Annotated in this window: 8 protein-coding genes; 4 read left to right on the top strand and 4 right to left on the bottom strand. The window is 51.5% G+C overall.

Translation table 11 applies throughout. The features are described from left to right. From G006_RS0103950 to G006_RS0103940, 3 genes are all read left to right on the top strand, one after another. Window positions 1–861, top strand: a complete 861-nt coding sequence (locus tag G006_RS0103950) for a TPM domain-containing protein (RefSeq protein WP_020481867.1) — start codon at window positions 1–3, stop codon at window positions 859–861. 3 nt (window positions 862–864) lie between these two features. After that, on the top strand, window positions 865–1,365 hold the full coding sequence (locus tag G006_RS0103945; protein WP_020481866.1) for a TPM domain-containing protein: 501 nt from the start codon (window positions 865–867) through the stop codon (window positions 1,363–1,365). Window positions 1,366–1,488: 123 nt separating this feature from the next. Beyond that, window positions 1,489–1,917 (top strand): Hsp20/alpha crystallin family protein, encoded by a 429-nt coding sequence (locus G006_RS0103940; RefSeq protein ID WP_020481865.1) that lies wholly within the window; start codon window positions 1,489–1,491, stop codon window positions 1,915–1,917. Between the two features lie 113 nt (window positions 1,918–2,030). On the opposite strand, the gene G006_RS0103935 is transcribed toward G006_RS0103940, so the two are convergent. Together G006_RS0103935 and G006_RS0103930 are read right to left on the bottom strand one after the other, a co-directional pair. After that, complete coding sequence (locus G006_RS0103935; protein WP_020481864.1) at window positions 2,031–3,770, bottom strand: sulfite reductase subunit alpha; 1,740 nt, start codon at window positions 3,768–3,770, stop codon at window positions 2,031–2,033. Between the two features lie 100 nt (window positions 3,771–3,870). Further along, the gene (locus G006_RS0103930; RefSeq protein WP_020481863.1) at window positions 3,871–9,354 is read right to left on the bottom strand and encodes a glutamate synthase-related protein; all 5,484 of its coding nucleotides are present in this window, start codon (window positions 9,352–9,354) and stop codon (window positions 3,871–3,873) included. 252 nt (window positions 9,355–9,606) lie between these two features. Between G006_RS0103930 and G006_RS0103925 the strand changes: the two genes are divergently transcribed. Further along, the gene (locus tag G006_RS0103925) at window positions 9,607–10,827 is read left to right on the top strand and encodes an FAD-dependent monooxygenase (protein WP_020481862.1); all 1,221 of its coding nucleotides are present in this window, start codon (window positions 9,607–9,609) and stop codon (window positions 10,825–10,827) included. Between the two features lie 4 nt (window positions 10,828–10,831). Here the strand turns inward: G006_RS0103925 and glnD are convergent, their stop codons facing one another. Together glnD and map are read right to left on the bottom strand one after the other, a co-directional pair. Next, window positions 10,832–13,477, bottom strand: a complete 2,646-nt coding sequence (glnD, locus tag G006_RS0103920; RefSeq protein ID WP_020481861.1) for a [protein-PII] uridylyltransferase — start codon at window positions 13,475–13,477, stop codon at window positions 10,832–10,834. Then, a complete protein-coding gene (map, locus tag G006_RS0103915; RefSeq protein WP_020481860.1) occupies window positions 13,474–14,238 on the bottom strand; it encodes a type I methionyl aminopeptidase in 765 nt (254 codons plus the stop codon). Before map ends, glnD begins: the two co-directional genes overlap by 4 nt. Between the last annotated feature and the right edge of the window lie 263 nt (window positions 14,239–14,501).

Here is a 14,501-nt window from a genome sequence, read left to right as displayed (position 1 = left end):
ATGCGGAAGCCAGCCGGGCTTCCACGGTTTGTGGTTGCTGTTTTGCTGCTCGCTTGCCTGATTGCGAAGGCTGTAAGTGCGGAGCAAGCGGTGCCCAATCTTGAGCATCGAGTGACCGATTTAACCGCCACCTTATCCGCTCAGCAAAATGCCATGCTGGAACAGCGCTTACAGGCTTTTGAGCAACAAAAAGGCACTCAGATTGCGGTATTAATCGTAGCCAGTACCCAGCCGGAAGACATTGCGCAATACGCCATTCGCGTGGTCGAACAATGGCGTCTAGGCCGCAAAGGCGTCGATGACGGCATACTAATGTTGCTGGCCAAAGATGACCGGGCCACGCGCATAGAAGTGGGTTACGGTTTGGAAGGTGTGGTGCCGGATGTGTTGGCCAAGCGGATTATTGATGACATCATGATTCCGTATTTTCGGCAGGGCGACTATGCCACGGGCATTAATGCCGGTGTTAATAGCCTGATAGGAATATTCGAAGGAGTGCCATTGCCAGCCTCCAAATCATCGTTTATAGACGACCGGGTGCAACGCTTATTGCCGCTCTTGGCGGTTCTAGCCGTTGCTGGTGGTTGGGTTTTACGGACGCTATTTGGGGGCTTTCTCGGGGGGATAATCAACGGAAGTTTGGTCGGCAGTATTGCATGGCTTTTGAACGCAGGTTGGCTTGTTGTATTTCTCGCGGCATTTTTTGCTTTTATGATTTCGCTTAGCAATGGCAGGAGAGCTTTTCGAGGTCGACGAAACGATGATTTTTACGACGACAACGACTTTGGTGGAGGGCAAGGTGGCGGTTTCTCCGGCGGAGGCGGTGGTTTTGGTGGTGGCGGTGCATCAGGGAGATGGTAGCTAATGCAAGTTGTTAGATTTATAAAGCATATTTTCATCGGTCCCTGGAGCGTGCGATTGGCGTTTCCCAAGCGCAGTTTGCAAGCTATAGAAGCCGCGATTGCCGATAGCGAAACATCGCATTTAGGGGAAATCCGTTTCGTTGTGGAAAGTGCGTTGGAGATAGGCGAGTTGTTGCACGGTATTACCCCTAAACAACGCGCGCTTGAAGTGTTTTCGCAATGCCGGATTTGGGACACGGAACACAACACCGGTGTGCTGATTTATTTGCTGCTGGCGGACCGCGATGTCGAGATCGTCGCTGATCGCGGTATACATGCCAGGGTCGGAGAAGCGGTTTGGGCAGGGGTTTGCAAACAGATGGAAGCCCAGTTTAGGGCAGGTCGATTCGAATCGGGCGTGATTGAGGGGATTGCCCATATCACTGCGCAATTGCAACAGCATTTTCCGGCGTTCGATAATGAAAATCCCAATGAAATAGCTAACGCACCGCTAGTTCTTTAAGTGATTTTTTGCAACGATTATCCGTTGTTTTTGAAGTGTCTTCCTCTTGAATTTCTTGTGGTCTAACACCATATTCGCATAGAGACATTCAGGTTTTTACATGCAACAAAGAGGAGAATCGACATGAGTAACTTAAGCCCATTTGTTAGTCGCGGTCTGTTTGACGAACTGTTTCGCGATGTTAATCCCGGTTATTACATCAAGCCGCTACATGGGGATGGTTTGCCAGCCCAGATCAAGGTTGATGTGAAGGAAAATCCCGGGGAATTTGTCGTCCAGGCCGAAATTCCGGGTGCCGGTAAAGAGAATATCCATGTGGATATCGACGGCAATGTGGTTGCCATCCGCGCGCAAATTAACCAGATGGACTCGGAAAATAAAGACGATAAATTGCTGCGTAGCGAGCGCTATTTCGGTGAAGTATCGCGCAGTTTTCAACTATCGGCCGAGATCGATGAAGAGGCCAGCAAGGCCCGTTACGAGAACGGTATCTTGACGTTAAATTTGGCGAAAAAGTTGAAAAAAAGCGGGCAACGGATGACTATCGACTGAGCGCAATTAGTGCCGATTGTTTCAAGTCCAATCTCAGGTTATATCGATTAGGATTTGGAGAGTAGGCGCTTTCACGGGTACACAGTATGTGTACCCGTGAGCATCACGTCAGATTAGTAAACATCCCGGACGTAGCGTTTATCTTTTTTCAGTTGGTTAACGTACTCAACCGCCTTGATCAAGGTTTTCTTGCCGTGCTCGCGAATTACATCGTGCAGGGCTTGATCGACGTCTTTCGCCATTCGGTAAGCATCGCCGCAAACGAAGAAGTAGCCGCCTTGTTCCAACCAGGCATAAAGTTCGGCACCATGCTCTTTCATACGGTCTTGCACATAGATTTTTTCCGCTTGGTCGCGAGAGAAAGCCAAATCCAGCTTGGTCAGCAGGCCGCTGCTTTGCATTGCTTCGATTTCTTCGCGGTAGATAAAATCGGTGGCGGCGTTGCGATCGCCGAAAAACAGCCAGTTTTTGCCAGGGGCTTTACGGAATTCGCGTTCTTGCAGAAAAGCGCGAAACGGCGCGATACCGGTGCCTGGTCCAACCATGATCATCGGCAAACTATCATCGGCCGGCACGCGGAAGTTGTTGTTGGGAGTGAAGAATATCCGCACATCGCTTTCTTCATTAACTAAATCGGCCAGATAGGTGGAGCAGACGCCTTTGTGTTGGCGGCCGTGCGCGTCGTAACGCACGCTGGCGACGGTCAAATGTACGCTGTCCGGATGTTTCTTGCCACTGGAGGAGATGGAGTAGGCGCGATGTTGCAGCGGTTTTAATAAACGCAAAAATTCGGCGGCGGAAAACTCTACCCCGGGGAATTGCAGCAATAGATCGAGTATGTCGCGGCCCCACAGATAATCGGCCAGCTTTTCCTTATCGCCGGATAATAGTAAAGCGTTCAACTCCTGATCACCGGAACGGCTGGCGATTTCTTCAATCAGCTCTTTGCCGGGTAATTTAATCTCGAAATGCGTACGCAGAGCATCCGACAGCTTCATTAGCTCGCCATTGACCGGTTCATCTTCTGCACCGGTGCAACCGATGGCTTTGACAATTTGCGCGACCAGATCCGGGCAGTTAGTCGGGATTACGCACAAGGCATCGCCCGCTTCGTAACTGAGGCCGGAGCCATCAATGGAAATTTCGTAATGCCGAGTTTCTTTCGACGAATCCAATGCCGTGACGATGCGGTTGACGCGCATTTTGGCCGGAAACGGATTTTTGCGGTTGTAGACCGATTTGGCAGGTTGGGTTTCGGTATCGACAACCGCAACTGTGCTGGCACCTTCCGCCATCAACGGAATCACTTCGCTCAGCCATTTTTCCGCCGGCGCTTCGAAATCCACGTCGCAATCGACGCGGTCGAACAGGCGTTTAGCGCCCAGAGCAGCCAATTTGTTATCCCAGTCTATGCCGGCCTGGCAGAACAAGTCGTAGCTGGTGTCACCCAAAGCCAATACCGAATAATTGACATTTTCCAGGCTCGGAGCCGCATCGCTATTCGCGGCTTCCCACAGCATTTCCGCGTTGTCCGGCATCGCGCCTTCGCCATATGTGCTGGTAATGATCAACAAGTACTGCATTTGCGGCAATTGGCCGATTTCAATTTCATCCATACTTTTAACCACGGGTTGCAAACCGTGCTTTTTAGCCGCGTTGGCTGCGTCGTTGGCTAGAGACTCGGAGTTACCGGTCTGGGTGCCATAAAGGATGTGCAAGGTACGGGCGTCGGCTTGATTGACGCTGCCGGCGCTATGCAGCATGTGGCTGTGCATGCCGGCGAAAAAGCCGCCTAGCCAGGCGCGTTGGGTGTCACTGTAAGGAGCGTTTTGAGGGATAAAAGGTGCTTTCATTTCATTACCATCTGTGGACAGGTGTCAGGCTGTCCAGTCACTGTATTTGGTTCTTGCCAATCGCGGTGTGGAGGGTGCGTGGCAGGCACCCTCCATGGGCTTAGGCGGACGCGCTTTCCAGCATGTCTTTAACGATAGACAGGCTTTCCAAGCTCGCCAGATTTTTATCGATGGACGGCAGGCCGGCCAAAGCGACACGATTGAATCTATCCTGTTCGATGATCCAGGCCGTGGAGCCGATCGAGTAAATGCTTTGCACGTCGCGTAGCATCAGCGTGGTTTTGTAGTCGTTCAGGCGTTTTTCCGCCATCAACGCCGCTAACTGGCCGTCATCGTATTGGCTGTAAGCTTCGCGGATATTTTTAATCAGCGCGTCTTGCAGTTTGCGCGGACGTTCCATGACTAATTTGTAGGCATGTTTATCGACTAAGGCTTCGGTAGCCGGTTGGCCGGCTTTATTCAGCTGATCGCGGGCTATTTGCTGGGCTTTATCTATCACCGCATAGCTGTTGATCAGTTTCAAAGTGAGATCGGTGTCGGTTTCGCCGTAACCGGGGATAGCACCGTCGAACAGTGGTGTGTCGTTTTTGTAAGCCTGTTTGATTTGCTCGATTTGTTTTTGTGCAAATGCCACCGACAATTCTTCGATCATAGCTTTGCGATCCAAAGCTTTGCTCAGGTATTCGGCCGTTTGCGTGCGGTTTAACCAGAGCGGCAAGGCAAATTTGAAGTGCTGACGCTCGTTGGTCCAATTAGCCAGAATGGCCTGGGCTTTTTCCGAGTCGGTATGTTCAACATGTTGCTCCAGCATGTACAAAATGAATTGCTCATGACTACTTGCTACATCGGTGTCATCGGTCAAACTGTGTATCGATACCGAGGTGTCGTCATACAAATCGTGTAAGCGATTATCAGGGTCGTATTGGTAGGCATTGCCGCCAGACATTCCGGTGCAGAAGCCTTTACCAAAACCGCCCAGATTCAATACCGCGCCGTTAATCATGTATTCGCAGGCAAAGTCACCGACGCCTTCGACGACAGCCATCGCGCCGGAGTTACGTACCGCGAAACGGTCGCCGGCTTCGCCATTGATAAAGGTTTTGCCGCCGGAGGCCCCGAATAGCGCAAAGTTACCGATCAGCACGTTCTCGCCGGGCAACTTTGATCCGCCGCCAGGTGATTTGATAACGATGGTACCGCCGCAAGCGGTTTTGCCGACGCCATCGTTGCAGGTGCCGGTGTGCTCCATACGCATGCCGTCGTTGTTGAACGCGGCGTAACTTTGACCTGCCGAACCATGGGTGCGGACGATAATGGTATCGTCGGCTAAATAACGGCGACCGTGTTGGTTGGTATAGATGATGTTCGACTTAGCGACTTGCTCTGGGTTGAGTTCATAAGTCAACAAGCGTTCCAGATCGACTGCGGTTTGACCGCCGACGGTTTTGTTGCGGTTGTTCAGCTTGAACTCGTTGCCTTCGACGACCACTTGTTTTTGACCTTTTTCGAACAACGCCGATTTGACGCGCGCGAAGATCAAATCGTCGATCGCGAAATCTTTTTCTAGATAAATCGGTTTCTCGATTTTGATAACAGGTACTTCCGCCAGCAGTTTTTGCAAGTGAATTTGGCCGACCATGCTGGGGTGGTCGATCAGATGCAGCAACTCGGTTTTACCACGAATGTCCTGCAAACTGGTGTAACCCAGGTCAGCCAGGATTTCGCGCACTTCGTGGGCCAGGTTCATAAAGAATTGTGCCAATACACGCGGGTCGCCTTTGAATTCTTCGTGGGCGGTGGTCAAACCGGCCGGGCAGCGGATGTTGCAGTTTTTCGCCATGACGCAGCGTAGCATCATCAGCGCTGTGGTACCGAACTCGAAGGAATCGCCGCCGAGAATAGCCGATTTCACGACGTCGGCACCGTTCTGATGAGCCGCACTGCAACGCAAAATGACTTTATCGCGCAGACCGTTGGCAGCCAACGCTTGATGGACTTCGGCGATACCAATTTCAGGTGAGCGGCCGGTGTTTTTCAAGCTAGTAACAGCCGCCGCGCCGGTACCGCCGGTGTTGCCCGCTACGTTGATTACATCGGCGCCCGCTTTGGCAACACCAACTGCGATGGTGCCTATGCCTTCCGAGGAAACCAGTTTTACCACCACGCGGACGCGGGCTGCCTTGGCGTCATGGATCAATTGGCCCAAGTCTTCGATGGAATAGGTATCGTGATGTGGAGGTGGGCTGACCAATTCTACTTTGGGCGTGCCGCCACGTAGCGCGGCGATTTCGACAGAGACTTTAGGTGCCGGTAATTGGCCACCCTCGCCGGGCTTGGCGCCTTGGCCGATCTTGATTTCAATTTCTTCCAGATTCGGATCGGCTAAATAGCCAGCCCAGACGCCGAAGCGGCCGGAAGCGAACTGTTTGATTTTACTGGAGCGAATCGTGCCAAAGCGGCTGGAATGTTCGCCACCTTCGCCGGAGTTGCTCATGCCGCCGGCAATGTTGGTGCCTTGCGCGACGGCTTCATGGGCTTCGGCCAGCAGCGCGCCGTGACTCATCGCACCGGATGCGAAAGTCGGAGTGATTTCATGGGCGGGCTGAACAAGGTCCAGCGCTATCGGCGAGCGGGCAGGGCGCACGTTGATCAGATAGTTGTAAATCAGACTGTCGCTGTCGTTCGCCCGCAGACTGATACTGTCGTTTTCCAGGGTTAAACCGAAATCGTTACCGGCAAAGCGACCTTTTAGGTGTTCGGCTAATTGTTCCAGACGCGCTTTGCTTGAATTCTCGGTAAGCCGAATGCTAAACACCACGCCGTTGCTTTTCTCGACCTGTAGGCCGCGGATCAGGTAATTATTGTTACCGTGCAAATCCTGGCTGCCCAAAAGGCGATCAAAATCGGCTTTGCTGTTAGCGTCGCTGACATCGGCCGGAAACTCCATTACATCGCGCAAAGCAGCTGGGCGGTTCGCCCGCTCCTGAGCCAGGTTGTGGGTAAAGCTGCGATAAGCCGGAGTAATACCGAAAGCGTCAATTTGCGCCGGTGTGCGTTTCTCATAGCCGAAATCCAAATACGCCGTATCGCTGGCTTCCGGCGCTTGTTGTGGCGCTATGTACATGATCGCTTCATCGGTCATGTTGATATATTCGCGCACCGCCGTGTTGCCAAACGTGTGGCCGGCACCTTCGTTACGCTCTTTGAATAGGCCTAGAAACGGGATATCGTTTTCGCTTTTTACGGATAGCGCCTTATGGTGCCATTCCGTTGCGCTGGCGGCGATGTCACTGTAACGCACCCCGCCGACGGAAGCATTGATGTTGGGGAAATACGGTTTTAATTTCGGTTCGTCGGTATCCAGGTAATTGGATTCGAAAAACTCGCCGCCGATATAGCTTTCAGCGGTACACAAGCCGAATTTGCCCATGGTTTTCATCAGCGATTTTTCGACGCCTTTTTGAAAGCTGTATAGCGCTTTTTGCTGGGCTGCCGGATCGGCGTATTCGGTAGTTACCCGGTTATGGACACTGAGCGGGCAGATGGCGGATGCGCCGAAACCCAGAATGGTGGCCACGTCGTGCGGGCTGGCTGCCTGTCCGGTTTCCATGATCAATGAGCTATTAAAGCGCAAGCCATGTTTTACTAAATGCTGATTGGCTGCGGCAATAGTCAACAGCGCAGGGATAGCGGCTTGAGTTTTGCTGATATTGGCGTCGCTCAGAATGATGATGCCGGTATTGCTGCGCGCGGCTTGTTCGACTTCTTTGCAGACCGTTTGCAAAGCTTGTTCCAAAGCCAGTTCGTTTTGCGCGGCATTTTCAAAATTTGGAGTGTATAGCGCTTCTATAGTCGCGGTTTTCACCTGACTTTGTCTGCGAATCTGTTCCAGCTGAGTGCGTTGCAGGATCGGCGATTCGATGATCAGCTGTTTGCTGTTCTGCGGTGCAAAAGTCGGTTTGGCACCCAAGGCTACGCGCAAGGTCATGCCGTCGCTTTCACGCAGAGAGTCCAGTGGCGGATTGGTAACCTGAGCAAAGCGTTGGCTGAAATAACGTGACATACCGCCTTCAGACGCGCTCAAAGCGTTCGGCGTCAGGCCGTAACCCATCGCCGAGACTTTTTCCAAGCCGGTTTGCAGAATAGGGTCCAGCAAAAACTTAAAACTTTCCTGGTTCAGCGAATAAGCAGTGTGACGTTGATCGATATTCAGTTCATGCTCGTTGTTGAGTTCCGCAAGCTCTACTTTGGGCAATTCGTTGATATGAAGGCAACTTTGTTTCAGCAGCGCTTTATAGTCTCTTTCCTTGGCCAAACGCTCCATCACTTGATGGCTGTTGTATGACTTGCCGGTACTGTGGTCGAAATACAGCATGCCGCCAGCCTCGATGCGGCCACGTCTCAGCACTTTTTCGGGTGGGAAATCGATCTGGCCGGCTTCGGACATCACCGCCAGGTACTCTGCGGTTTCCACTGAGCGCAATGGTCTTAAGCCCAGGCGGTCCAAGCGCGCGCCGACGCGAATGCCGTCATTGAAGATTAAAGCGGCCGGGCCGTCGTTTTTCTCTTCATACAGGCTGAAATATTCCAGCATGGCACGCACGTCTGCCGATAAGGTTGTATCGTTTTCCCAAGCTGGCGGCATCATTGCCAGAATGGCGGTGACGATATCCAGCTGATCTTCGTTGATGCGGCGGGTCAGGGTTTGATCCAAGCGACCGGAATCCGATTGGCCGCAAGGAAACACGACATGTTTGTTGTTTTGCCGAGCAATCGCATTTTCGCTGAGGCGGTTTTTCTTGTCTGTGTTCAACTCGCCGTTGTGCGCCATATAACGGAACGGCTGGGCCATCATCGTCGCCGGTGCGGTGTTGGTGGAAAAACGGGTATGGAAGAACAGCGTGCTGATTTCGTGGTCGGCGTCGTACAAGTCGACAAAGTAGGGGATGACTTCGAACGAGTTCAGGCGGCCTTTATAAACCTGGGTGCGGGAACTCATCGACAACGGATAAAAACCTTTCAGTTCCGGGCGAGTGAAGCCGTTGGCTTCTATCGTTAACAGCGCGGACTGAATATGTCTTTCAAAAGCCTCGTGACTGGCATCTGTCAGGGATTTTGGGCGACCGAAAATGACCTGCTTGATCGGTAATTGCGCGCGCAACGCCGCCGCATTTAACACCGAGCTGTCAACAGGCACTTCCCGCCATTTGATAATGGGCAGATCGAATTCCAGAAATTGTTCTTCGACCAGCTTTTGTGCTTCAGAATCGTAATGGGCGTGATCTTCCGGGAAGAAAAAGTTGGCTACGCCGAATTGTCCCAGTTCCAGGTCATCATTCCCTGTGACCTTACGGAAAAACTTCAGAGACAAATCGATATTAACGCCGGCGCCGTCGCCTATGCCTTCCGCGCTCATGCCGCCGCGATGCGGAATCGTACACAAGGCTTCGTGTGACTTGACTAGGAGCTCGTGGGTCTGTTTGCTGTCTTTGCGGGTGATAAATCCGACACCGCAGCTATCCTGGGAGAGATCAGCGTCGTAAAGCATGTGTATTGCGTTAATTTTCTGGGCGTTTTTAATCATTGCTATCCAGATCCTCTCTTACTGATTAAATGCGCTAGCCGGTATTTTCCTTACCGATAGTGCCGTTTATGGTTTTTCTGCCTGCTGCGTGTTAGAGTCGTCCTATGCGGCGAGAACCCCTAATTAACTTCGGAATTTCAGTTGGCGAAACTTTGTAATTCTACCATGTTGCGCGGCCTCTGTCATTTCGTAAAGCCAATGGCGGCGTCGTTCTCTCGTCTGGCCTTTAGTTTTAAAACTTTGTGAAGAAATATGAAAGAACAATTTGATGTGGTGATCGTCGGCGGGGGAATGGTGGGTGCCGCCGTGGCTTGTTGCCTGGGCGGCAGCGAGTTAAAAGTAGCTGTCATAGAAGCGCAAGTCCCGGAAGCTTTTTCCAGCGAGCAGCCGCATGATTTAAGAGTTTCAGCCTTAAGTATTGCCTCGAAGAACATTCTGGAAGCCGTCGGCGCTTGGGAAGGTGTGACATCACGGCGTTATTGTCCGTTCAAACGCATGCGCGTTTGGGAAACGGCCGGCGATACCACTTTTAACAGTGATGACATTCGCTATCCCGAGCTGGGCTATATCGTCGAAAATCGCATCACCCAGCTGGCATTACTGGATAGACTGGCAAGTTTTGACAATATCGAATTACTGATGCCGCAAACCATCTCCAAAATAAATTACGATGGTCGCGAATCGGAGTTGGTATTAGTGGACGGTCGCGTGCTTCAGGCAAAGTTGCTGGTTGCGGCAGATGGTGGACAATCGCGAGTCAGGCAGGCGGTAGGCCTGGGCGTGACCAGCTGGGACTATAACCAGCATGCCCTAGTGATTTACATAGAAACCGCCTATCCGCAGCAGGACATTACCTGGCAGCGATTTGTATCCAGCGGTCCGCAAGCCTTTTTGCCGTTGACGGGCAATTACGGTTCCATTGTTTGGTATCAATCCCCCGATGAAGTTCGGCGTTTACAAGCCTTGTCTTACGAGCAATTGCGGGATGAGCTGGTAGCGGCTTTTCCCGATTGTCTGGGCGAGGTTAAACAAGTTTTGGGTGTGGCGAGTTTCCCACTGAAGCGGCAGCATGCGCAAAGCTACGTGAAACAAGGTGTGGCTCTGGTGGGCGATGCGGCGCACATGATTAACCCATTGGCCGGCCAAGGCGTCAATATCGGCTTGCTGGATGCTGCGGCATTGGCCGAGATTCTGGTGGATGCCCGCAAACGCGGCAAGGACATCGCAGATCTGGCGGTGTTGCAGCGTTACGAAGCGATGCGCCGCAACGAGAATCTGAAAATGATGACCTTAATGGATGTGTTTTATCGGTCCTTCAGTAACGACATTTTGCCGATTAAACTACTAAGAAATCTTGGTCTGGGTTTGGCCCAACGCATCACTCCCGCCCGCAACAAAGCGATGAAGGCTGCTATGGGGTTGGAAGGTCGTCTGCCGAAATTAGCTCGCGGCGAACGTTTGTTAGCTAGATAAGGTTTTAGCTTTTCAGGCTCAAATATCGCAACATGGTGGTGCGTATTTGGGCTTTTTTATCTTCGTCAGTGATCGGCATTGACTGCTGGTCGCTGATGTAGAACATGTCTTCAGCGCGACTGCCTATCGTGGTGATTTTTGCATCGTGCAATTGGATGTCCAGCTCCGTAAACGCCTTGCCTATGGTAGACAGCAAACCGGCGCGATCCGTGGTAACTAATTCGATCACGGTGTGTTTGTGCGATGGATCTTCCAGAAAGGTGATACTGGTTTCAATCGGAAAGTGCCGGGCCTGACGGGATTGCTTGTGGATATTCTTTGAGGCTTTAACCTTTTTGGCAATCAAGCCTTGGCGTAGCGAAGTGCAGATGTGCACCTCGCGATACAAGTCGTTAATGGCTTCGCCGGATTGTTCCAGCACCTGAAAACTGTTCAAGACGTACTGATCGGCAGTGGTAATGATTCTGGCATCCAGAATCGTTAAGCCCAGGTGGTCCAGGGTGGCGGTCGAAATTGAAAAAATTTGCGCTTCGTTACGGGTGTAAACGAAAATCTCCGCGCTGCCGCGCTGGGTTTGCGGCCGCAATAGCACCAGCGGCAGTTCGCTTTCCTGGCAGGCCGCGATCGCAATTGTGTGCCAGGCTATTTCGTCCGCAGAATAGCGCAGAAAATAGTCGTCACTGAGATGCTGCCAAGACTGTGTAATATTGGTTTTGGATATGCCCAGTTTCAAAAGCTCGTCGCGCGCTTCTTTTTTGTTTTCCTGTACCCGTTCAGATCGGACCATCGGATTTTGTAGTCCGCGATGCAAGGCTTGGTGGGTGGAAATATACAAATCTTTCAGCAATACATCTTTCCAGGCATTCCACAGGCTAGGATTTGTGGCGCGAATGTCTGCCACTGTCAGGAGATATAAGTAATTTAGCCGCTCTATACTGCCGACTTCCTGGGCGAAGGTGTGGATGACGTCAGGGTCGCTGATGTCCTTGCGTTGTGCAGTCATCGACATCAGCAAATGCTGACGAACCAGCCAAGTGATCAACTTGGTGTCGTGGCTTGATAATTCGTGCTGCTGGCAAAAATTGTTGGCGATGGTTTCGCCTAGCGTGGAATGATCCCCGCCTCTGCCTTTAGCTATGTCGTGAAACATGGCGGCAATGTACAAAATGTCAGGCTTTGAAATCAGTAAAAAAATATTATTGCAAAACGGCAACTCCTTATTGTGTTTGGCCAGCGAGAAGCGCCGCAAATTACGAATAACAAACAGAGTGTGCTCGTCTACGGTATAGATGTGGAATAGGTCGTACTGCATGCGCGCCACGATATTGGCGAAATCCGGCAAATAGGCGGCGAGTACGCCGTAGCGGTTCATTCGCTTGAGTTGGCTGGTAATGCCTCGCGGCTGTCTGAGAATATCCATGAACAGGCGGTTGGCCTGTTTGTTGGCGCGGAAGTCGGCATTGATCAGGTGCAGATTTTTGCGAATCAAACGGATGGTGCTGGCACGAATTCCCTTCAAAGAGGGCGATTGTTGCAAGATTAAAAAAATTTCCAGCAAAGCCAGCGGTTGTTTTTGAAATACGTCTTTGTGGCTGACTTCCAGATAGCCATCAATCGAGGAAAAATTGGCGGTGATAGGGATTGGGGCCAGGCTTTCCTTATTGCTGATCAGTCTCTCGTTCAGCAGTTGTAACAGCATTTCGTTCAGACGCTCGATATCCACGACAGTTTTGAAGTAAAACTGCATGAATTGCTCGACATCCGGTTGCTCGTTCTTATCGATGTAGCCGAACTGGCTGGCTAACTCGCGTTGGTAGTCGAACACCAAGCGGTCTTCGCAGCGGTTGGTCAGATTGTGTAGTGCAAAGCGCAGGCGCCAGAGGATGTCGCGAGCGGTAATGAGGTTGTCGTATTCCGATTTCGGTAAAAAACCGTACTTGATCAACTCTCGGAGAGACGATGCGTTATAATGGCGTTTGAATACCCAGCTGATTACCTGCAAGTCGCGGAGTCCGCCCGGACCTTCCTTGATATTCGGTTCCAGGTTGTAAGCGGTGTCGTGAAACTTGCTGTAACGCTTTTGTTGTTCCGCCATTTTGGCTGGAAAAAATTGTTCCGATGGCCAGAGTGTTTCGGAATTTACCTGGTGTTTTAAATCGCTAAATAGTTCGGAGTTGCCGGTAATCAGGCGCATTTCCAGCAGGTTGGTAAATACGGTTTGGTCGCCCTCGGCCACAGCCAGGCACTCTGTTACGCTACGCGTACTGAGTCCTGGTTTTAAGCCAATATCCCATAGGAAGTTACAAAAACCGGATATTTGCTGTTGATAGTCTATCGGGTTGGCTGCGCTGAGCAGCACCAAAATATCGATGTCCGAGTAAGGAAACAATTCGCCTCTGCCGTACCCGCCGGTCGCGATCAGGCTGTGGCGGCTGGCGGCTGCGTCGAGGAAATGCAGCCAACAGGCCGTCAATAAATTGTCGATGAACCGAGCTTTCTCGGTCAGCAGGCCGACGGTCGCCTGGTCCGGGTTAAAGCGCATTTTTAACTGCGCATTTTCCTCGTTAATCGCATTTTTGAATTTGGCGACCGGATTGTCGCCCGCGAAACAGTTGAGAAAATCGTTTTCGGTGAACAGCGCTTGGCTCACAGCTCTTCCTGTCTCAGCGTCAAAATCTCGTAGCCGGTATCGGTCACCAAAATCGTGTGTTCCCATTGTGCGGACAAACTACGGTCTTTGGTCACTGCAGTCCAGCCGTCGGCGAGGATTTTCATATGGCGTTTGCCTTGATTGAGCATGGGCTCTATCGTAAAAATCATGCCTGGCTCGATTATCTCGCCCTCACCGCGTTTGCCGAAATGCATTACGTGTGGATCTTCGTGAAATTTTTTGCCAATGCCGTGACCGCAGAACTCTCTGACGATGGAGTAGCGATTGTTCTCGGCGTGCTTTTGAATGGCGTGGCCTATGTCGCCGAGGCGGGCGCCGGGTTTGACTTCCGCTATCCCCAAAAACAGGCATTCGCGGGTGATGTCTACCAAGCGTTTGGCGTGTGGGCTGACATCGCCGATGCAAAACATTTTGCTGGTGTCGCCGTGGTAACCGTCTTTAATCACCGTGATATCGATGTTGACGATGTCGCCGTTCTTCAGTTTTTTCTCGCTGGGAATGCCGTGGCAAATTTGTTGATTGATGGATGTGCAAATCGATTTAGGGAAGCCGCGGTAATTTAAGGGCGCGGGAATGGCGTGTTGCACATCGATGATGTAATTGTGGCAAATTTGGTCAAGCTCTTCGGTGGATATCCCGGCAACGACGTAGGGGGCGATCATTTCAAGTACTTCGGCGGCCAATTTTCCGGCAACGCGCATCTTGTCGATTTCTTCAGCGGTTTTTATGGTAATAGTCATCGGCAGGTGGCTAATTATTGGGATAAAAGCGAGTGCGGGCCTGTTTTTGCTATCCAATCAAGATGCTTTCGCAGGCAAACGCCGACAGGAGTCTATCAGAGTTGAAGTTGTTGTGAAATTCTAATCATGGTATAAAGGCAAGTTCACTATGTAACCAATACTCACACTTGTCGACACGGTCGGTGGGGTGCTGAAAGTCTATTGCAGATTTTCGGTCACTGATCGGGGCGGGTGGAGGCGTAACCCAACGCCGAATTATTCGG

The sequence above is a fragment of the Methylomonas sp. MK1 genome, from assembly GCF_000365425.1.
Taxonomy (GTDB): Bacteria; Pseudomonadota; Gammaproteobacteria; order Methylococcales; family Methylomonadaceae; genus Methylomonas.
Note: the sequence above shows the minus strand (reverse complement) of the source record. Positions and strands in the feature narration are given on the sequence as shown.

What these genes read in the sequence shown, in the direction of transcription:
- G006_RS0103950 (WP_020481867.1), top strand. Translation starts at nt 1, where the DNA reads ATGCGGAAGCCAGCCGGGCTTCCACGGTTTGTGGTTGCTGTTTTGCTG.
- G006_RS0103945 (WP_020481866.1), top strand. Translation starts at nt 865, where the DNA reads ATGCAAGTTGTTAGATTTATAAAGCATATTTTCATCGGTCCCTGGAGC.
- G006_RS0103940 (WP_020481865.1), top strand. Translation starts at nt 1,489, where the DNA reads ATGAGTAACTTAAGCCCATTTGTTAGTCGCGGTCTGTTTGACGAACTG.
- G006_RS0103935 (WP_020481864.1), bottom strand. Translation starts at nt 3,770, where the DNA reads ATGAAAGCACCTTTTATCCCTCAAAACGCTCCTTACAGTGACACCCAA.
- G006_RS0103930 (WP_020481863.1), bottom strand. Translation starts at nt 9,354, where the DNA reads ATGATTAAAAACGCCCAGAAAATTAACGCAATACACATGCTTTACGAC.
- G006_RS0103925 (WP_020481862.1), top strand. Translation starts at nt 9,607, where the DNA reads ATGAAAGAACAATTTGATGTGGTGATCGTCGGCGGGGGAATGGTGGGT.
- map (WP_020481860.1), bottom strand. Translation starts at nt 14,238, where the DNA reads ATGACTATTACCATAAAAACCGCTGAAGAAATCGACAAGATGCGCGTT.